We start from the raw sequence: 19818 nt of genomic DNA, 5'->3' as shown, positions 1-19818 counted from the left end.
TTTCGGAACGAACGGACCACATGAGACGATCCGCCCATGTCCGCATCTCGTGGTGAACTGCTGCGTTGGCAGTTCGACCTGACCTGGTCGTTGTTCGAGCTCCACCTGGACCAGCTGCGGCCCGAGGACTTCCGCTGGGAGCCCGCGGCCCACTGCTGGACGGTCCACCAGGATGTGGACGGGACGTGGGTGCCGGACTGGGCGGAGACCGAGCCAGATCCCATTCCGATCCCCACGATCGCCTGGATCACCTGGCACATCGGCTGGTGGTGGAGCGTCACCCTCGACCACGCGCAGGGTCGAACCCCACGGGACCGGGGCGAGATCAGCTGGCCCGGCGACGGCGCGCCGACCATCGAATGGTTGCGCGATCTTCGAACGGAGTGGTTGGCGGTGCTGGAACGGCTCACCGATGCCGACCTGGACGCCACGGCGCCGTTCCCATGGCAGGACAACCCCGAAAAGACCGCGGCGCACATGGTCGGCTGGGTGAACGCCGAACTGATGAAGAACGTGGCCGAGATCGGCCAACTCCGATTGCTGCGCACCGCATCGGCCGAATAAGCACGCGCAGCCTCGTCGCGAGCTGCCGGTATGCGCACTCCCTCAGCTCATCGGTCGAAGTCCGTCGATGACGTAGCCCAGCAGCCGTGCGCCCTGCTCGGACGGCACCTGTTCACCTGCCCATGCGACAGCGTTGATGAGCGCGAACAGATCGGAGGCCGCAACGTCGGGGCGCACGACTCCGGCCTGTTGCGCGCGGGCGAGAACCCGTTCACCGGCCTGGATCAGTGCTTGGCAAGCCGCGTGGAGCTCGGAATTCTCATAGCCCAGGCCGGTCATCATCGATGCGGCAAGCCCCCGGTAGGTGGCGGTGTGGGCGATCGCCGCATGCGCCCACTCGATGAGAGCTTCCAGCGGTGACGGATGATCCAGCAGCTGACTGGCTTTGTCGCCCAATGCTTCCACTTGCTCCCGCAGCAGCGCTTCCAGCAGGGCGTGCCGGGTCGGGAAATGGCTGTAGAGCGTGCCGATCGCCACGCCAGCGCGCCGCGCGATGTCTTCGAGAGCGGCATCCGTTCCATGCTCGGCGAACGCCTCCCCGGTCGCGGCGAGCAGCCGGTCTCGGTTGCGACGCGCGTCGGCGCGCATTCGACGCTGCGGCGGATTTCCGTTGGCCACCAGCACCCTCCTAGCCAAGTCGAGGCCACCTCAGTATATTTCTTGAGGGCCCCTCATGTTACCCCTAGCCCTGGAGGCCCTCGTGGACGAAGCACCCAAGACCATCCTCGTGATGGGCGCGACCGGCCGCCAAGGCGGCACGACCGCCAAACACCTGCGGGCTGGCGGCTGGCGCGTGCGCGCGCTCGTCCGCGACGCCGACCGCCCGGCAGTCCAGGCACTCGCAGCGGCTGGTGTCGAGTTGGCCGTGGGTGATCTGGACGATCCCGATTCACTCGAAGCAGCCGCCGTGGGAGTGCACGGAATCTTCGGTGTCACCCCGGATGGCCAAGATCTGGAACTGGAGGTCCAACGCGGCCGCAGGCTCGCCGACGCCGCCGCGACCGCAGGCGTCGTGCATTTCGTCTTCGCCTCCGTCGGCGGAGCCGACCGCGACGCCGACATCCCGTACTGGCGCAGCAAGTGGCAGATCGAGCAGTACATCCGCGCCCTCGATCTACCGGCGACGATCTTGCGGCCGGTCCGGTTCATGGAGAACCACACGATTCCGGGGCTCCCGCTGGGCGGCATCCGCGATGGCGCACTGCTCCACCTGTTCGGGCCGGACGTCCCGGTGCAACTGATCGCGGCCGACGACATCGGCGCCTTCGCCGCCCTGGCGTTCGGCAGTCCGGCGGAATACCTCGGCCGGGCGATCGAAATCGCCGGGGACGAACTGACCTCGACCGAGACGGTCGCGCTGATCGGGCAGGCCCTCGGCCGCGAGATCACCTACCAGCAGATTCCGGGCGCGGCGGCGGGGCTCAGCGACCGAGCCGCCCGCGCATTCGCCACCGAGCGGATGTGGCACGCCAACATTCCGGCCCTGCGGAAACTCCACCCGAACCTGCTGACCTTCCCCGACTGGCTGCGGCGCGGAGGAGCGGCACGCATCGAAGCGATACTCAGCGCGTAGCCGCACCGAGCCGTGTTCATCACCGGGGCCAGGGCATCGGGCTCGGCATGGCACGAGCTTTCGCCCGAGCCGGGGCGAAGCTCGCACTGACCGATGTGGACAGTGCTGTACTGAGCGCGGCTCGCGCGGAGCGCCGGGGTAGCCGCGTTCGAACTCGATGTGCGCGGTCGCTGGATGCCGGACATCATGAATGCCCTTCCGCCACGGGGCCTCGCGGCTACCGCCCGCTCAGCTCGTCGATGAGGAGTGCGGCGGCCGTGACGTCGTCGGACAACGGACGGTCCTCGGTATCCGGGTTGAGCACCTGACACGCGCGTTCGTGCACCGCTCGGACCGGTTGCGCTGGACTCGGTCTGGTCCCGCGCAACCGGTGCGCACGAACCGCGGCCACGAGTTCGCAGGCCAGCACGAGCCGATAAGCCTCCGCTGCGCGCTGGGTCTGCTTGGCCGCCTGCGAGCCGAAACTCGCGTGCTCCTCTGCGCCCCTGGACAGCACGGCGTGGCCCAGCGTCGCCGGAAACGCGGCGGCCCGCAGCTCGGCGAGGGCCGAGCTCACGCCGTATTCGAGCAGCATGATTCCCGAACTGCCCGCCGGACCGGATGCGAGGAACGGACGCAGCCCGGTCAGCTCCGGTTCGGCGAGCATCCACAGCCGCCCCGCCGACAGTTGCGCGGTGCACAGCACTGCCAGCCGCAGCCGATCCAGGGCGAGGGCGAGCTGGGCGGTGTGGAACCCGCCGTGGTGGCGCACCGCCGTCGCTGGCGTGATCAGCGGATTCTCGCTGGCCGCGTTGAGTTCCACCGCCAGCACCGACTCGACGTCGGCCAGGGCCTCCAACGCAGGACCGTGCACCTGGGGGAAACACCGCAACCCGAACGGATCCTGGACCCGGGGCCCCGGAACCACCGCACCGCCGAGCAACCTCAGCACCTCGGCAGCGACCTGGGATGCACCGACGTGCGGTCGTGCATCGTGCACCTCCGGTGCGAACGGCTCGGTCGAACCGTCGACGGCGAGCAGCGTCAGCGCGACGACCGGAGCCGTCGCGTCCAGGAGTGCGCGCAGCGCGTCCGCGGCCAGCGCCGCTTGGCCGATGGTCAGCGCATTGCTGCTGATCAGCGCAAGGGCGTCACCGTCGGCCACAGCGACCGGATTCGGCGGCAACCCGCTGCCAGCCCACCTGCCCTCGCCCGCGAGCGCGAGCCCCAGCTCGGCCAGCGGGCCGAGATCGCCGGTACCGACCGCACCGTGTTCGTGCACCTCCGGGTAGCTCCCGGCATTGAGCGCGGCCACCATCGCTTCGGCGATGGCGGGTTGCAGACCGGCACCGCCGCGCAGCACCTGGTTCACCCGTACCGCGAGCATCGCGCGCACATCCCGTTCGGGCAGCAGGTTCCCGATCCCGCTGGCATGGCTGCGCAGCAACCGCATCCCGTGCGCCGCACCACCCAGGACTGCCTCGCAGCAGTTGGCGCCCACGCCCGTGGTGCGCCCGTAAACCGGGTGCCCCGTCGCTCGTCGAGCGGCCCGCCAGCCATCACGCAGCCGGTCCAACCCGACAGGCGAAATAGCGACCGCGGCACGTCCAGCCGCGATCCGGCGAACATCCACAATGGACAACGCGGTGCCGTCGAGGAGCACGGTGTCGTTTCCGGCGACGTCACCGTGCCGCACAGGGGCCGCGCCCTGAACCACAGTCATAACGCCCTCCCGTCGAGCACACCGTGCTCCGCGGTCCACCCCTAGACGAGGGTCGTCGGGGACACCTCGACTTCGTCGATGGGACGCAGTTCGTCGGCGTAGGACACCGAAACGCGCCTGAGCACACCACCGGTCACGGCGTACTGGCCCATCCGCCACAGCGGCGGGGAGTAAGCGTGGATCGACACGCTGTTGCGCGCCCGACCGGTGAGCCGGTGGATGTGATCGGGCCCGAAGCCGAACACGTAGCCCGCTGCGACCTCGGTTTCCACGCTCGGCTGCCCCACCGCGAGGTTGTGCTCGACCAGCGCACCTCGGGCGACGGCGACCGCGAACGAGGAGATGTCGTGGTCGTGCCAGCCGGTGTCGTTCTCCGGCGTCCAGCACAGCAGCCAGATGTCGACGTGCGCATCCCGGTGCAGCGACACGTAATGCCGCTTGTCGTCGCTGAAGGCGACGTGGTGCTGCCACAACTCGGGCCGACGCGCAAGATCCGCGACCAGTCCCCGCAGCTCGGCTTGGTCGAGATCACGACCGGGCAGCCTCTCAAGCGTGCAGTCACCGTGCACCTCGCGCACCCGACTCGCGCGCCTCGCTGGCACGGCTTCCTCGACCAGCGGCGGTTCGACGATCACGGCTGTCCTCCTTCTAGCAATCGGCGTGGATTGGCACAGCGGATGGCTCGGGAAGCGGCCTCGCCCAGTCCGGGGTCGGTCGGTTCGGCGTAGGGCCGGTCGCTGCCGAGCACCACCGGGTCGATCCCGAGCACTCGGATGAGCGCGTCCAGACCGCGTGGCCCGTACGACGAGGTGTCGACGAAGACGTTCGGGTCGATGCGGTCGAACACCCCGCCCCTGGCCACCAACCGCTCGTGGTGCACGGGCGCCAACCCGGCCCCGGCGGCGAAGCAGATCCGCAATTCCGGGAGCAGCGCACGACCCGCGGCGTGCCAGGACCACCACGCCGCCTGCATCTGGGCCACGTAATCGACCACCGGCGGCCACCATCCGGGCAAGCCTGGCGTGGGACAGGTCGCTCGGCCCGGATGCACGAGCACTGGCCGACCGGACTGCTCGCATTCCGCGAGCAGCACGGCGATGCGTTCCAGATCGGTAGGTGTCCGCATCGCGTCGGCCGGGACCTGCAGGCCGACGCAGCCCAGGTCGAGCGCATCCCGCACCTGTTCGGCATCGGGTTCCAGCACGTTGGCCGCGGCCCACGGCCGGAACGGCTCCGGCAACTCCAGCGCGCCGCGATGCCATGCATCCAGCAGCGGTGCCGCCTGGTCCGAAGGCAGCCATTCAACGCCGAGCGGACTGGACAGCGACACGAGCGCGACCGCCACGCCGCCATCGGCCTCCCGCGCCGCGCGCTTGGCTGGTTCGTGGTCGGCCGGGTCCACCTCGAATGGCGGCTCGCCCGCCAGGTGCAGCGTCCAGCCGCGCAGCATCGGGGGATCCGCACGCGCGCGGAGCGCGGCCGCGAAACCCTCGGGCCAGAGGTGTTGGTGCACATCGATCAGCACATCGGACAATGGCACGCCTTTGTGAAGCGGTTCAGTGAATGGCTTCAGTGAATCGCATCAGCACGCGCCCGGTCAAGAGTCGATCGCATCAGTCCAACAGCTGGGATCGGGCGTGGCGGGGTGGTCGTCAGGCAAGCGTCAGCCGCGCTCGCAACCAGCACCGCCATCCGAACCCATCCGCACACCCTCTCCGCTGGTCAACGCGCTAGGCTTCTCAGGTGCAACGCCGCAAGCGCCCCACGATCAAGGACATCGCGGCGGAGACCGGGCTCTCCCCCGCCGCCGTGTCCTATGCGCTTCGCGGCCTGCAAGTGCCTCCCGAAACCCAGCAGCGCGTGCGGGAGGCCGCCGACCGCATCGGCTACGAAGCCGACCCGGTCGCCCGCGCCCTGGCCAGCGGTCGTACCGGCATGGTGGGAGTCCTGTGCAGCTCGCTGGAAGACCTGTGGCAGCAGAACTTCGCCACCACCCTCGGCAGGCGGTTCCTGGCTGCAGACCGCAACACGCTGTTCATGGACTCCGCCGCCGATCCGGCGCGCGAAGCCGTGCTCACCAAGAACCTCCTCGACCAGCGGGTCGACGCGCTGGTCACGATCCCGGTCGACCCGACTTCCCAGCACTGGGCGGAAGCCGCCGAGCGGACCATGCTCGTCGCGATCGGCGACCCGCTGCCGGGTGCCGCCACCGCCGCCGAGGTGGTGTTCGACAACAGCCTCGGGGTCGCTGACGCGCTCAAAACGCTCAGCGACGCCGGGCATCGGGAGATCCTGGTGCTGACACCGGGTCCGCGCCTGCTGCGCCAGCGACCGGCGGAGAAGATCGTCCAGGACGTCGCCCGCGAACTGGGCATGGACCTGCACGTCCTGGCCTGCCCGAACGATCTGACCGGCGCCGCCGAGACGGCGCACGCCGCGCTCGGCGGGACTCCCCGGCCCACCGCGGTGTTCTGCCTCACCGACTCGATGGCCTACGGCGTTTACGAGGCCGCGCGCGACCTCGGCCTGGCGGTCCCGGTCGACCTGTCGGTCCTCGGCTACGACGACCACCCGGTGTCCCGCCTGCTGACACCAGCGCTGTCCACCTACCGCTGGGATGTGCAGACGGTCGTCGACGCCGTGGTGGAGCGCGTGCTCAAGGCGGTCGACAAGAACCGGCGCAGTCGTCGGAAGCTGATCACGCCGGAACCGAAGCACCGCGACTCGGTGACCAAACCCCACCGCTGACCATCCGGCCGATTTCGCGCGAAATCCTGCACTCGCACCGCCACGCAAGACGAGTCCGAAGACAGGCGTTCAGAGGTTGAGCAGGGGGCCGGTGTGGTCGGCGGTTTCGAGCTGCCAGAGCTCGTCCAGCAGCTTTTCCGCATCCTGGCCCGTTCCGGCGAACGCCACGCAGTCGCGGAACTTCGCCTCCAGGTCGCTCCTGCCCAGCGGCTCGCGCCGATCGCCGCGCGGCACGTCGGTGCGGTGCCGCAGGATCTCGCCATCGGTGGTCTCCACCTCCACGACGGAGTACGCGAACTCCCAGTCCTCCGGACCGATCGGCGGCACGGCGGACTCGTGTCGCGTCACCCGGCGCAGCAGTTGCTGTGCCGCGGGGCGCAGCACAGCTTCGTCCTGGAACGACGCCAGTGCGATCTTGCCGTCCAGCACGGCCGCCGCCAGCACGTACTCCGGGCTGAACTTGCCTTCCAGCCCGGTTCGCGGGCGCCGGTGGATCAGCGGGTCGAAACCACCCGGTTCCAAGGTCAAGCGGATCTCGGCGATGTCCTCGGGCCGCATCGGGTTGTCCCGCACCAGATCCAGAATCGCGTCCGCCGTCCGGTGGGTGTTGTAGCAGCAGGGGTACTTCTTCACGTTCAACCCGATCCGGGCCAATTCCCACGGGTTGCCGAGCGCGCGTGCGACGGCCGAGGGATCGGCGGAGTCCGCGTACATCGCCAGGTAGCCCAGCGGGCCTTCCAGCTGGGCCGGATCGGCGGTGAACCCGTTTCTGGCCAGGTTGGCCGCCAGCACGGCGTCGCGCGCGGCCAGTCCGGGGTGCAGCGGTTTGGTCATCGTGCCGAAGTTCTGACGGCTACCGCTGGCGGTGGAAGCCGCGATGCCCAGCGCGTGCCGGGTCCGGGTGGTGTCCAGACCCAGCAGTCGCGCTGCCGCGGCCGTCGCCCCGAGCACGCCGATCGTGGCGGTGGAGTGCCAACCCCGCTGGTAGTGCGCGCGCACCTCCATGGTGGCCGCGATCGCGCAGCAGACGTCGAAGCCCAACGCGTAGGCCGCCAGCGCATCGCGGCCGGTCGCACCGACCTCCTCGGCCACCGCCAGGATCGTGGGCACCAGCACGACGCTCGGGTGCCCGTAGATCTGGTCGGCGACGTCGTCGAAGTCCAGGGCGTGTCCGGCACCGCCGTTGAGCAGCGCCGCCATCGCCGCGCTGGTCCGCTCCCCGGTGGGCAGGATCGTCGCCGGACCGGTCGGCAACTCCGGGCGCATCGTCGCGAGCAGCGTTTGGAAGCCGCCATCGGCATGCCCGGCGATGGCCACGCCCACCGTGTCGACGAACGCCGCCGCTGCGCGCGGCCACACCTCCGCTGGTGCGGTGGAGAAGTCGACCTGCTGCACGAAGTCCGCGATCGCTTCGGTCGGGCCGACACCCTTGTTCGCGGTCATCCCGCATCACCCCTTCGCTGTTGTTCCACCGCATCTCTGGCCGGGGAGGTGATCGCTTCCTTCCACGGCGCGAGCGCACCGGCGTACACCTCGGGTCCGAGGCGGAAGTGCTGTGCTTCGGCGGTGGTTTCGATGAACGGCATGTCCATCGCGTAGAGCCGGTCACCGCGCGGACGCGGCCCGGCCTTCGACACGTGCCCGTACAGTTCGCGCCCGATGACCTGCTCGGCGTGCACGACGACCTCGATCAACCGGTCCAGATCGACGCCGGTCGGGATGCCTAGCTCGGCCAGCAGGTCCACCAGGTCCTCGGTCGGCATCATGCCGGTGAGGCGGCCGTTGCCGCAGTACGGGCAGCCGCCCATCCCGCCGATGGTGGTGTCCACGACCAGCTCGCACTCCGGGTCGAGGGTGCGCAGCGCGGTGTACACCGAAATCGGCGCGGTACCACGGGTGTTGTGCAGGTGCAGGTGGAACCGCGTGATCTCCGGCCATTCGGCGCGGATCGCCCGCAGCTGCTCTGCCACGCGGTCCGGCACGTTCCAGCCCATCGGATCGCCGATGAACACCTCGCGCACGCCGATCCCGGCGCCGGTCCACAGCCGGTGCTGGTGCCGCAGCAGGTCCATCCGCTGGGCCAAGCTGAATTCGCCCAACCAGTTCGATCCCCAAGCCGCGTTGACACCGATCCCCGCGTGCGCCGCGCCCGCCTCCGCAGCGCGCTGGACGACCGCGGGCAGCGCCTCGATCTCCGCCTGCTGCGAACGGTTGGTGTTGCGCCGCACGAAGACATCGCAAACGTGGACCAGCGTGCGCGGGTAAGGGTGCAGTTCCCGCAGCGGTGGCATGTACGCGCGCATCCGCTCGCGGCCCCGCTCGTTCAGCGCCAACGCGGTGTAGTTGACCCCCGGTACCGGCGTGAATCCCGAAACGATGGCATCGATCTCCGCCATCTGCGGTGTCCACTTCGGACTGACGAACGATCCGACGACGATGTTGCGCAACCCCGTCTCGGACAGCTCGTCGAGCAACTCGATCTTGTCGTGGACGCCGATCGAGGCGCTCTCGATCTGCATCCCCTCCCGCATGCCCTCTTCGACGATGGTGATCTGCGGATAGCCGGTGGAGGTACCCGGCGACGTACCAGTCAAGGTGATCCTCCTTGGGTCTGTTCTGTAAGCAGCGGAGCCGCTTGCGGTGCGGGACTCAGCTGGCACCGCCGCGGGTTCTCAGAAGTGCCATGCGCCGCACCCGAGCTATCTCGCGAGGACCTGCGTCTGTAGGTCGTGAGTGGTTATGGTCGCTCTGACGGCCATAACCACTCACGACCTCCGCTACCCGCACCGCCACGCAAACCATTGCTGTAACAGTCTCCAACGGTCATGTTGTTCCGAATGGGCCTTGCTTCAGGACCTCCGCGTCGTGGCTCGGGACGATCTCGCAGCCGAGCCCCTCGACTCGCTTGAAGCTGTCGAAGTACTGGAAGAGGTCGGTGTGCACGCCCGACGGGATGTGCTCGACGGACTCGTTGCCGGTCCAGTTCTCGTAGGTGTCGATCAGGTCGCCCGCGAGCAGGTAGCGCCCCGCGTCCGTCTCCACCACCACCCCCTGCGATCCGGGCGTGTGGCCCGGCACGGAGACCACCGAGATGCCCGGCAGGATCTCGGCGTCCCCGTGGACCGTCTCGATGCGGTCCCAAACCTCCAGCCAGGGCGGTTTGATGCCGCGCTTCTTCTCGTACGCCGCCCGGTGCACCGGCAGCGGGTCGGCGGCGTAGGCGAGCTCGGCGCCCTGGATGTAGAAGTTCGCCCCGGTGAACAGGGCGTTGTTCGAGCAGTGGTCCCAGTGCAGGTGCGTGTTGATCACGTGGCGAACATCGCCGATCTCCACACCGGCTTCGGACAGCACCGTGCTCGGCTCCAAGTCCAGCGGGCGGCTGAGCGTGTATCCGTGGTGCTCCATCGTCCACTCGGGACCCAGGGTTCCGGTGTCGACGATCACCGGGGAGTCACCGCCCTCGATGAGGAACACCAGCATCGCCGAGTCGTGCAGTTCGCCCCAGCCGAAGCCGTAGGTGATGGCGGGTTTCGGCATGCCCTTGATCCAGCCGACGAGCAGCGGCGTGATCGTCAGACCCATGCGAGCACTCCCTTCTTCGCTTGGTCTCCTGCTAGGAGGTGGCCGACGGGATGCCCGACCCCGCCGACTTTCCGGCTTTCGCACCGATGCTGGTGTTCAGCGTCTCCGGGCTGACGAGCACGGCGCTGAAGGTGATCAGCGCGACCACCATCAGGTACACCGACACCGGCCACGAGGCGCCACCAGACCAGCCGAGCAGCGCGGTGGCGATGAACGGTGCCGTGCCGCCCATCGCGACGGTGGCGAGGTTGGTGCCCAGCGAGGCGCCGCTGTAGCGCACCCCGGTCGCGAACAGTTCGGAGAAGTACGCTGGCTGCGGCGCGTAGAGCGCGGCTCGGATTCCGGCGATCGCGACCGTGAACGCCAAGCAGATCAGCGGCGTGCTGCCGGTTTCCAGCAGCCAGAAGAACGGGAACGCGAACAGCACCATCGCGACCGCTGAGCCCAGGATGACCGGGCGGCGGCCGATCCGGTCCGACAGCGCGCCCCACAGCGGAATTGCGAACGCGTCGACCAGCGACGCGATCACCACGGCGGAGAGCATGACGCCCTCGGACAGCCCCAGCTGGGCAGCGGCGTACGAGAGGGTGAACACCGTGACCACGTAGATGATCGCGTTGTTCGCGAAAGCCGAGCAAGCGGCCCGGATCACGTTGCCGGGCTGGCTGCGCAGCACCTCGACCACCGGTGGCTTCTCGGCGCCGCGTTCCTGCTGCTTGTACTCCAGGAACACCGGCGACTCCACGATCCGCAGCCGGATCACCAGTCCCACCACGATCAGCAGTGCGCTGAGCAGGAATGGAATCCGCCAGCCCCACGACATGAGCTGGTCCTCGGGCAGCATCGCGACCGCGCCGATCGAGCCGGAGGCGAGCACCTGGCCCAGCGAGCCGCCGACCTGGGTGAAACTCCCGTAGAAGCCGCGCTTGCGCGGCGGCGCGTGCTCCACGGTCATCAGCGCCGCGCCGCCCCACTCGCCGCCCAGCCCCAACCCCTGCAGCAGGCGCATCAGCACCAGCAGCACCGGCGCCCAGATCCCGACCTGTTGGTAGGTCGGCAGGATGCCCATGCAGAAGGTGGCCGCCCCCATCAGCAGCAGGGTCAGCACCAGCATCGACTTGCGGCCGATGCGATCGCCGAAGTGTCCGAACAGGACGCCGCCGATCGGTCTGGCGAGGAAGCCAGCCCAGAACGTCGCGAACGACGCGAGCGTCCCGGCCAGCGGGCTGAACGCCGGGAAGAACAGCTTGTTGAAGACCAATGCGGCGGCAGTGCCGAAGACCATGAAGTCGTACCACTCGATGGTGGAGCCGACCAGCGCTGCCGCCGAAACCGCCCTCGGCGAAGCACCCTTCCGCTCTCGCACTCCGTTGTCGCGAGTCACCATCGCCTCCTCGTCGGGTTCTCGTACCGCGTCCCGAATTTCCCTGAAGTTGGGACAACTACGGCCTCAGCGGCCCTTCCACTCCGGTTGCCGCTTTTCCACGAACGCGCGGACACCCTCCTCGCGGTCCTCGCTGAGGTACGGGTTGGGGCCGACGTTCAGCCGCAGCGCGGCGGGCAGCGGCAGGTCCCAGCCCTTGGTGGTCATTTCCTTGTACCTGCGCAGCGTCAGCGGCGCGTTCGCCACGATCTTCCCGACGAGTTCGTCGGTGGCCGCGGCGAGTTCTCCGCCGGGAACGACCCTGTTGTAAAGGCCCCACCGCAGCGCGTCGTCCGCCGAGATCGGGTCCCCGACGTACAGCATTTCCATCGCGATGGCGCGCGGGATCAACCTCGGCAGCAGCACGGTCGCGAAATTCGCTCCCATGCCGCGCTTTGCCTCCGGCATCCCGATGAACGCGTGCGACGCGGCGATGCGCAGATCGCAGGCCAGCGCCAGTTCGCAGCCACCGGCCAGCACCGGGCCGTTGATCGAGGCGATCGTGGGTTTGCCGGTCTCCAGCACCACCTCGTGCAGATTGCGACCAGTACCGCCCATCGGCACCGGGAAGGGCTTCGCGCCGCGCGCGTGGTCGTCCAGTTCTTTGAGGTCGGCACCAGCGCAGAACGCCTTGTCCCCGGTCGCGGTGAGCACGATCGCCCACACCTGCGGGTCGTTGTCGGCGGCCACGAACATGTCCACCAGGGTGGCCATCACCGCGCGGCTCAAGGAGTTGCGCCGCGCGGGCCGATCGATCGTGATGCGGGCCACCCGCTCCTGGACTTCGTAGTGCACTTCCTCGTCGGCACCGCTCATCTGGTCTCCCTCCCCGAACCGGCTCGCGCCACGACCTCGCTGTTGACCAGTTCCTCGACCTCAGCGCCGCGGAAGCCGAGTTCGGTCAGGATCTCCTCGGTGTGCTCGCCGAGCTGCGGTGGCGCGGACGGCGTTCCGAGGTACTCGCCGTCGCGGCAGATCGGCGTGTTTATCACCGTGAAGTCCGGAATCCGCGGGTGCTCGGCGCGCGCCAGGATCCCGACCGCCTGGACCTGCTCGTCCTCGACCACTTCGTCGAGGGTCCGGATCGCCGTGATCGGCACGCCCGTCTCGCCCAGGATCTCCTGCCACTCGGCGGAAGTTCGCTTCCGCAGCGTCTCCGAAAGCGTCTCGACCAGCTCTTCCCGGTTCGCCACGCGGCTCGGGTTGTCCACGAACCGGGCGTCGAAGCTGAGCTCGTCGCGACCGATCGCGGCGCACAGCCGCCGCCACAGGTTGTCGTTGCCCGCCGCCACGACGAGGTGGCCGTCCGCCGTTGGAAAGGCCTGGTACGGCGCGATCACCTGGGTTCCCGAGCCCTGCTTGACGGGCAGCTCACCGGAGGCGAGGTAGCCGGTGAGCTGCGAGGGCAACCACATCAACGCGGTCTGCAGCAACGACGTCTGGACCACCGAACCCTCGCCGGTCGCGTCCCGGACCCGCAACGCGTCCAGCACGCCGATGACCGTCCACATCGCGGTGCCCTGGTCGAGCAGCGAGGCCGGAATGCGGACCGGCGTCCGCCCCGGTTCCCCGGTGATGCTCATCAGACCGCTGAACGCCTGCATGAGCGGGTCGTAGGCGGGCCGGTCCCGCAACGGGCCGGTGTGCCCGTATCCGGTCATGTCGCAGTAGATCAACCGCGGGTTGATCTCCCGAAGCCGTTCGTAGTCGAACCCGAGCTTGGCCAGCGATCCGGGCCGCAGGTTCTGCACGAGCACATCGCTTTCCGCGATCAGCCTGCGCAACACCTCCTGGCCCGCCGCGCTCTTCAACTCCAGCGCCAGGCTGCGCTTGTTCCGGTTCAGCGACAGGAACATCGGGCTCTCGTCGCACCAGAACGGCGGACCCCAGCGGCGCGTGTCATCACCGCCCTCGACGCGTTCCACCTTGATCACATCGGCGCCGAGATCGCCGAGGATCTGGGTCGCGAACGGACCGGCGACACTCGCGGTGATGTCCAGAACCCGCAATCCTCGCAAAGAACCATCCACCGCAGGACCTCCTAGGACTTGTCCTCGGCGCCGTCGGCGACGAGCACCGCGCCGTTGATGAACGGAACCGCCTTCGAAGCCGCGAACACGATGAGCCGCGCCAACTCCTCCGGGGTGCCCCATCCGTTGTCCGGGTTGGCGATGTTCGCGCCCCACTCGCGGCGGACCTGCTCGGCTTCGGACTCGCTGAGCTCGTCGCGGACCATTTCGCGTTCCCACTTCGCGAACCGCTCCGGGGTGTGCACCAAACCGGGAACCACGCAGTTGACCCGGATGCCCTGCGCGCCGAACTCGCTGGCCAGCACCTTCGAGAGGCGGATCTCGGCGGACTTCGCCGGGCCGGTGCAACTGGACCGGAACGGCGGCGGGGTGACCCGGATCCCGGTCTCCCCGGCCACGTTGACGATCGATCCACCGCCCTTGGCGATCAGGTGCGGGATGACCCGTTGGCACAGCCGGAACTGGGCGAAGAAGTTGATCGCCATGCCGTGCTGCAACTCTTCGTCGGTGACTTCGAGGAACGGTTTGTAGGTACCGGTTCCGGCGTTGTTGACCAGGACGTCGATGCCGCCGAGACGATCCAGCGCCGTTGCCACCAGCCCATCCAGCGACTTCGGATCGGTCACGTCCACCGGGACGGTTTCCGGTCGCGCACCGGTGGTCCGCTCGATGTCCTCGGCTGCCTCGGCGAGCACCTCCGGCCGCCGGGCGCAGATCAGGACGCGCGCTCCCTCGGCGGCGAACAGCCGCGCCGTCTCCAGGCCGATCCCCCGGCTGCCGCCGGTGACGATCACTGCGCTGTCCTTCAGTTGCAAATCCACGGTCCGCCTCCCGCGCGAATCCAGGGTCAGTACGACTTCGGCATGCCGAGCACGTTCTGGCCCAAGTAGGCCAGCACGAGGTTGTTGCTGATCGGGGCGACCAACGGCAACCGGGCCTCGCGGAACTTGCGCTCGATGCCGTACTCCACCGTCATGCCGTAACCGCCGAAGGTGTCCATCGCGGCGTTGGCCGCCACGAAAGTCGCCTGGGACGCCAGCAGTTTCGCCGCGTTGGCCTCCATGCCGGGTTGCTGACCGGCGTCGAACTTCGCCGCGGCCTTCCAACGCAGCAAGCTTGCCGCCTCCAACTGCGCGTACGCCTGGGCGATCGGGAACTGGATGCCCTGGTTCTGCCCGATCGGACGGCCGAACACCTGGCGCTGCGAGGCGTATTCGCTGGCCCGCTCGATGAACCAGAAACCGTCGCCGAGCACTTCCGAGGCGACGAGGATGCGCTCCGCGTTCATCCCGCTGAGAATGCTCCGGAAACCCTTGCCCTCCACCCCGATCAGGTTTTCCGCGGGCACGATCAGGTCGTCGAAGAACAGCTGGTTGGTCTCGTGCGAAACCATCGTTTCGATGGGTTGGACCTTGATCTGCTCGCCCGCCTCGCGGAGATCCACCAGCAATACGCTGATGCCATCGGATTTCTTCGCGACGTCGTCGTAAGGCGTGGTCCGGACCAGCAGCAGCATGAGGTCCGAGTGCTGGAAGCGGGAGGTGAAGATCTTCCCGCCGTTGACCACGTAGTGGTCGCCCTTGCGCACCGCCGACGTGCGGATGCGGGTGGTGTCCGTGCCCGCGTCCGGTTCGGTGACCCCGAACGCCTGGAGCCGGAGTTCGCCGCTGGCGATCTTGGGGAGGTACCGCTTCTTCTGCTCATCGCTGCCGTGCCGCAGCACGGTGCCCATCGTGTACATCTGCGCGTGCGCGGCCGTGCTGGCGCAGCCGGATCGGTTGATCGTTTCCAGGACCAGCGCGGCCTCCACGACCCCGAGACCGCCGCCGCCGTATTCCTCCGGAATCAGAATCGACAACCAACCCGCATCGGTCAACGCGGCCACGAATTCCTCCGGATATTCGCGGCTGGCGTCGAGTCGCTGCCAGTAATCCTGCGGGTACCGAGCACACAGGTCCGCCACGGCATCCCGGATCGCGATTTGATCTTCCGTGAGTTCGAGGTCCACGCCCACCTCCCACGTTTTCATCGTCCGATTGCCGGACCATGACATCGCGGAGGCCGACGGGCCAAGTCGAACGTCTCGCCACGCGAGACGTTCGATCAAATCGAATTCACCGACCGCCCGCCGGGCGGGTGGATCGGCTGAGTTGGCGGGACAGCCCGAGCGCCGCGGTCTTCACCGCGGGCGCCAGCCGGACCGGGTGGAAACGCGCGACGGGAACGGCGACCGACAGCGCCGCCACGACCTTGCCCTGCTCGAACACGGGTGCGGCCAGCGAACCGCCCCCGGCCTGCACTTCCTCGTACTCGTAGGCGATACCCGAAACCTGGATCTCCGCCAACGCATCCGCCAAGCGGCCGGGATCGACGACGGAATGCCTGGTCAGCCGCCGCAACGGCTGGGCGAGGACGGCCTCGACGAACTCCGGCTCGGCGAAGGCCAGCATCGCCTTGCCAATCGCCGTGCAGGTCAACGGCAACCGCCCGCCGACCCGCGACGGCATCGAGAAAACCGCGTGCCCGTAGATCTTCTCCACGTAGACCACGTCGTAGCCGTCCATGACGCCCATGTGCACCGCCTCGTGGGTGGCGATGTAGAGGTCTTCCATGAACGGCAGCGCGGCGTTGCGCAATCCCCGCTCGACCGGCACCATCGCGCCCAGCTCGAACAACTTGCGTCCGAGGTGGAACCCGTCGGCCGACCGTTCGACGCTGCCCACCTCGACCAACCTGGTCAGCAGCCGGTGCACGGTCGAGCGCGGCAGCCCGGCCCGGTCGGCCAGCTCGGTCAGCCGCATCGGCCCCCCGCCCGGCGCGAACGCGTCGAGCACCATCCAGGATTTCTCGACCATCGACAAACCCGCGCCGTCCCGTGTCATGGGACGGATTATTGCTCGCGCAGGCCACCCCGGTCTACAAACGAGTCACCTGGCCGAAACCGGCGAGAAATGAGTTGAAACATGTCAACCGCACCGGTATCCGCTGCCAAAATCCCACCGACCGCCATCGAACCGGTCACCGAATTGCCGGAAGACATGCCACGCGTCTCCATGTTGGGACGGGCGGCGAGAATCCTGAATTCGTTCGGCCCGCAGGAATGGGTGTTGTCGCTGGCGGAGCTGACCAGGAAATCCGGATTGCCGAAGCCGACCGCCCATCGAATCGCCGCCGAACTCGCCGATCTCGGTTTGCTGGAACGGTCCGGAAAGGGCTATTGCCTCGGAATCCAACTGGTCGAAATCGGCCAGCGGTCGTGGTGGCAGTGCGGCCTGCGGGACACCGCGCTGCCATTCCTGGAATACCTCCGCGAAGCCACCAACCACACCGTGAACCTCGGCGTGCTGGCCGATACGGACGTCGTCTACCTGGCGAAACTGCCGGGAGCCGACAACGATGTGCGGATCTCCCGGACCGGCGCCCGCCTTCCGGCGCACAGCACCGGACTCGGCAAGGCCATCCTCGCTTTCTCCCCACCCGCGACACTGCGTTCCGTCGTCGAGTCGGGGCTGGCCCGCTGCGGACCGAGGACGATCATCATGCCCCGGAGGTTCATCCGGGAAATGGCGCTGATCCGGCAGCGGGGCACGGCCTTCGACATCGAGGAATCCGGACCGGGCGTGCTCTGCGTGGCCGCAGCGATCTCGCTCAACCACACCCGAGTGCTGGGCAGCCTGTCGATCAGCGGGTGCAGCACCGCAGCGGAACTCGACCGGACCCGGCCAATCGTGGAATCCGTGGCACGCGAACTCTCGCGGCGACTCACCGCAGAAGAGATCACCCAATGAGGTTCAAAACCTGTCTCCGAACTCGTTTTGCGTGGCGGTGCGGGTAGCGGAATCTCAGACGCCGTCTCGGTCCGGGATCCCCGACATCATGCCAATACACCACGTCGAGGTAGGTCCTCCCAGAGAACGCCAGTGGGCACAGCCTGAAAACCCGCGGCGGTGCGAGTGCCGTAGGTGTGCTAAGCGGCTTCGCCGCTTGAAAAACGAGATCAAGTACTCAAACGGTAGTACCGAACCGCATTGCCGCCTCGGACGTCGGCGAGTTCCGCCTCGTCGAGCCCCGCATCCACGACCGCGCGATCCAGGTCGTGCCACGCTCGCCGGTGCGGGCAGGCCAGGTTGATCACCGGCCAGTTGCTGGCCAGCATGCACCGCCCCGGTCCGAACTCCCGCAGCGCGTGGTGCACGCACGGCGTCAGCTCGGTCGGGTTCCAGCGCCACGAGCTCAGCACGTCGACGCCGACCGACAGCTTCACAACGGTGTTCGGCAGCTCGGCCAGCCGCCGGATCCGGGATCGCCACTCCGCCGGGCTGCCCGAACCCAGCGGCGGACGCCCGAGGTGGTCGACGACCACAGTCAGGTCGGGGCGCTGCGCGGCCAGTTCCGTCACGACGTCAACCTGCTCTTCGGTGACCGGCACGACTTCCCAGCACCATCCGAGGTTCGCCAGCTCAGCCAGCACATCGCGCACCGCCTCGCTGCGCCATCCTGCGCAGTCGTCGCGCCCGACCAAGCACCGCGCGCCGCGCACCAACGGCTGGTCCGCCAGTCGGGCCAGCTCCTTCCCAGCCGCAGTCGGGTCGTCCAGCCCAACCCAGGCGACGACGCCCGCCACGAATCCCGCCTGGTCGGCGAATTCCAGCATCCGGTCGTTCTCCTCCGGCGAATTCACCGACTGCACCAGGATCGTCGCGTCCACGCCGCCGTAAGCCAGCTCCGGTCTGAGGTCCTCGGGCAGGAAGTCCGCCGCCAGCACGCCCTGCTCGGCGTCGCCTCGGGTGCCGACGCGCCAGAAGTGCTGATGGACGTCCACGACCGGCGTGCGCCCCTGGGACCATTGCCACGAAACCACTGCTGCTCCTCACTGTCCCGCCGACTGCCGCAGAACTCGGTTGGCTTCCACCACGAACTCCTGCGCTGCCTGATCCACGGTGGTCAGGCCGAACGCAACCCGCTCGTAGCTGCGCTTGAGGTTGTCGTCGATCGCGACCTCGTAACCGGCCGGGAACAGCACGATCTGCGGATCGCGGCGCAGGATCTCCTGGTACAACGACAGTTCCGCACGTTTGGACGGCGCCAACTCCGGGTCCCGCAACTGCTGCTGGAGCAACGCGGTGTTGGTGACCGCGCCGTTGTCCGAGGAGTATATCGCCGCAGCCTGCGGATCGTTGACGAAGAAGTCGATGAACGCCGCGGCCGTGCTCGCGTTCGGGCAGGAGGCCGGGATCGACAGGCCGGTGGTGATGATGACGTTGCCCAACCCGGCGGGCCCGGTCGGGTGCGGCGCCACCTTCACCTCACCACCCCCGATGGCGTCCAAGGACTCCTGGACCGGTGTCACGGCGTTGCCGGGACGGGTGTCGGACAGCACGCGCCCCTGGGCGAGGTAACCCTGTTCGGGCTGCGAGGGTTCCTCGACGACCATGGCTGGCGAAGTCGTCGCACCGGTCGCGCGCAGGTCCTCCCACCACCGCCAGTAGTCCGCGACCACCTGCGGCGGGAATCCGACCTCGCCATCGCGGAACAGCGAGTAACCGTGCCCGGTGATCCACGACAGGAAGTAGGACGGCAGCTCGCCGCGCAGGTCGGCGGCCGCCATCCCGCTCGGCAGTCCGGGCTGCGCGTGCCTGAGCCAATCCGCGAACTGCGGCCAGCTGACATCCGGCGGAAGATCACCAACACCCGCGCGCTGAGCCGCCGTGGCGTTGTACATGATGCTATCGTAGGCGGCACCGTACGGGATCGCGTATAGCCGACCGTCGGTGCCCCGGCCGCTGTCGAGGATCTTCGGCGGGATCTGCGAAACATCGATGGCTCCGGAGGCCACCAGGTCGTCCAGCGGGCGGAAGATCGCGTTCGCGGTGTACTCGTTGAGCTGCCGTGCCTGGGTCTGCGTCACGCACGGCAAGTTCTCGCCCGCGGCCTGAACGTTCAGCTTGCTCCAATAGCTGCTGAAGTCGCCCGGTTGCCGGGAGATCCGCACCCCTGGGTGCTGCTGCTCGAACAGGTCCGCCACCGCGTTGGTCTTCTTGTTCCGTCCCGATCCACCCCACCAGGAGAAGGCGATCTGACCCGCGACGGGGCCATCGACGGGCGAGGTCGGGGTTGTCGTTCCTCCGCAGGACGTCGCCGAGAGCGCGAGTACGGCTACCCCTAGCAGGGGCCACAAACGCGGTGCGCGCACGAT

General features: G+C 68.3%; 19 protein-coding genes. 4 read left to right on the top strand and 15 right to left on the bottom strand.

Annotated elements, in window-relative coordinates; genetic code table 11:
* The first annotated feature begins 36 nt into the window (after positions 1-36).
* Positions 37-564 (top strand): DinB family protein, encoded by a 528-nt coding sequence (locus MOQ72_RS10675; RefSeq protein ID WP_242182550.1) that lies wholly within the window; start codon positions 37-39, stop codon positions 562-564.
* Between the two features lie 42 nt (positions 565-606).
* On the opposite strand, the gene MOQ72_RS10670 is transcribed toward MOQ72_RS10675, so the two are convergent.
* Positions 607-1152, bottom strand: a complete 546-nt coding sequence (locus MOQ72_RS10670) for a TetR/AcrR family transcriptional regulator (RefSeq protein WP_242182548.1) — start codon at positions 1150-1152, stop codon at positions 607-609.
* A gap of 112 nt (positions 1153-1264) precedes the next feature.
* Between MOQ72_RS10670 and MOQ72_RS10665 the strand changes: the two genes are divergently transcribed.
* Positions 1265-2137, top strand: a complete 873-nt coding sequence (locus MOQ72_RS10665) for an NmrA/HSCARG family protein (protein ID WP_242182546.1) — start codon at positions 1265-1267, stop codon at positions 2135-2137.
* A 217-nt stretch (positions 2138-2354) separates the two neighbouring features.
* On the opposite strand, the gene MOQ72_RS10660 is transcribed toward MOQ72_RS10665, so the two are convergent.
* Genes MOQ72_RS10660 through MOQ72_RS10650 form a run of 3 tightly spaced genes read right to left on the bottom strand, consistent with a single transcriptional unit; the run spans position 2355 to position 5364 of the window.
* Positions 2355-3839 carry an aromatic amino acid ammonia-lyase gene (locus MOQ72_RS10660; RefSeq protein ID WP_242182544.1) on the bottom strand — a complete coding sequence of 495 codons (1485 nt, stop codon included), beginning with the start codon at positions 3837-3839 and terminating at the stop codon, positions 2355-2357.
* A gap of 41 nt (positions 3840-3880) precedes the next feature.
* Positions 3881-4474 carry a cysteine dioxygenase gene (locus tag MOQ72_RS10655; RefSeq protein ID WP_242182542.1) on the bottom strand — a complete coding sequence of 198 codons (594 nt, stop codon included), beginning with the start codon at positions 4472-4474 and terminating at the stop codon, positions 3881-3883.
* Positions 4471-5364: an amidohydrolase family protein gene (locus MOQ72_RS10650; RefSeq protein ID WP_242182762.1), complete on the bottom strand. Its 894-nt coding sequence runs from the start codon at positions 5362-5364 to the stop codon at positions 4471-4473. The genes MOQ72_RS10655 and MOQ72_RS10650 overlap by 4 nt, the downstream gene beginning before the upstream one ends.
* Before the next feature lie 218 nt (positions 5365-5582).
* Here MOQ72_RS10650 and MOQ72_RS10645 point away from each other — a divergent pair, with 218 nt between their 5' ends.
* Positions 5583-6587 (top strand): LacI family DNA-binding transcriptional regulator, encoded by a 1005-nt coding sequence (locus MOQ72_RS10645; protein ID WP_242182540.1) that lies wholly within the window; start codon positions 5583-5585, stop codon positions 6585-6587.
* 69 nt (positions 6588-6656) lie between these two features.
* Here MOQ72_RS10645 and MOQ72_RS10640 read toward each other — a convergent pair whose 3' ends face one another.
* From MOQ72_RS10640 to MOQ72_RS10600, 9 genes are all read right to left on the bottom strand, one after another.
* Positions 6657-8030 carry an MmgE/PrpD family protein gene (locus tag MOQ72_RS10640; protein WP_242182538.1) on the bottom strand — a complete coding sequence of 458 codons (1374 nt, stop codon included), beginning with the start codon at positions 8028-8030 and terminating at the stop codon, positions 6657-6659.
* Positions 8027-9181, bottom strand: a complete 1155-nt coding sequence (locus MOQ72_RS10635) for a hydroxymethylglutaryl-CoA lyase-like TIM-barrel protein (protein ID WP_242182536.1) — start codon at positions 9179-9181, stop codon at positions 8027-8029. Before MOQ72_RS10635 ends, MOQ72_RS10640 begins: the two co-directional genes overlap by 4 nt.
* 229 nt (positions 9182-9410) lie before the next feature.
* Positions 9411-10169, bottom strand: a complete 759-nt coding sequence (locus MOQ72_RS10630) for an N-acyl homoserine lactonase family protein (protein WP_242182534.1) — start codon at positions 10167-10169, stop codon at positions 9411-9413.
* Positions 10170-10200: 31 nt separating this feature from the next.
* A complete protein-coding gene (locus MOQ72_RS10625; protein WP_242182532.1) occupies positions 10201-11553 on the bottom strand; it encodes an MFS transporter in 1353 nt (450 codons plus the stop codon).
* A gap of 66 nt (positions 11554-11619) precedes the next feature.
* A complete protein-coding gene (locus MOQ72_RS10620; RefSeq protein ID WP_242182530.1) occupies positions 11620-12408 on the bottom strand; it encodes an enoyl-CoA hydratase/isomerase family protein in 789 nt (262 codons plus the stop codon).
* A complete protein-coding gene (locus MOQ72_RS10615; RefSeq protein WP_242182528.1) occupies positions 12405-13622 on the bottom strand; it encodes a CaiB/BaiF CoA transferase family protein in 1218 nt (405 codons plus the stop codon). Before MOQ72_RS10615 ends, MOQ72_RS10620 begins: the two co-directional genes overlap by 4 nt.
* A gap of 11 nt (positions 13623-13633) precedes the next feature.
* Positions 13634-14443, bottom strand: a complete 810-nt coding sequence (locus MOQ72_RS10610) for an SDR family NAD(P)-dependent oxidoreductase (RefSeq protein ID WP_242182526.1) — start codon at positions 14441-14443, stop codon at positions 13634-13636.
* A gap of 26 nt (positions 14444-14469) precedes the next feature.
* Positions 14470-15630 carry an acyl-CoA dehydrogenase family protein gene (locus tag MOQ72_RS10605; protein WP_242182524.1) on the bottom strand — a complete coding sequence of 387 codons (1161 nt, stop codon included), beginning with the start codon at positions 15628-15630 and terminating at the stop codon, positions 14470-14472.
* Between the two features lie 106 nt (positions 15631-15736).
* Positions 15737-16504 (bottom strand): IclR family transcriptional regulator, encoded by a 768-nt coding sequence (locus MOQ72_RS10600; protein ID WP_242182522.1) that lies wholly within the window; start codon positions 16502-16504, stop codon positions 15737-15739.
* Positions 16505-16585: 81 nt separating this feature from the next.
* Between MOQ72_RS10600 and MOQ72_RS10595 the strand changes: the two genes are divergently transcribed.
* Positions 16586-17410 carry an IclR family transcriptional regulator gene (locus MOQ72_RS10595; RefSeq protein WP_242182520.1) on the top strand — a complete coding sequence of 275 codons (825 nt, stop codon included), beginning with the start codon at positions 16586-16588 and terminating at the stop codon, positions 17408-17410.
* Between the two features lie 209 nt (positions 17411-17619).
* Here MOQ72_RS10595 and MOQ72_RS10590 read toward each other — a convergent pair whose 3' ends face one another.
* The gene (locus MOQ72_RS10590) at positions 17620-18483 is read right to left on the bottom strand and encodes an amidohydrolase family protein (protein ID WP_242182518.1); all 864 of its coding nucleotides are present in this window, start codon (positions 18481-18483) and stop codon (positions 17620-17622) included.
* A gap of 9 nt (positions 18484-18492) precedes the next feature.
* The gene (locus MOQ72_RS10585; RefSeq protein WP_242182516.1) at positions 18493-19815 is read right to left on the bottom strand and encodes an ABC transporter substrate-binding protein; all 1323 of its coding nucleotides are present in this window, start codon (positions 19813-19815) and stop codon (positions 18493-18495) included.
* Between the last annotated feature and the right edge of the window lie 3 nt (positions 19816-19818).

This window comes from Saccharopolyspora soli (assembly GCF_022678645.1).
GTDB lineage: Bacteria > Actinomycetota > Actinomycetes > Mycobacteriales > Pseudonocardiaceae > Saccharopolyspora > Saccharopolyspora soli.
The sequence above is the reverse complement of the archived record's forward strand: the minus strand, read 5'-3'. Positions and strand labels throughout refer to the sequence as shown.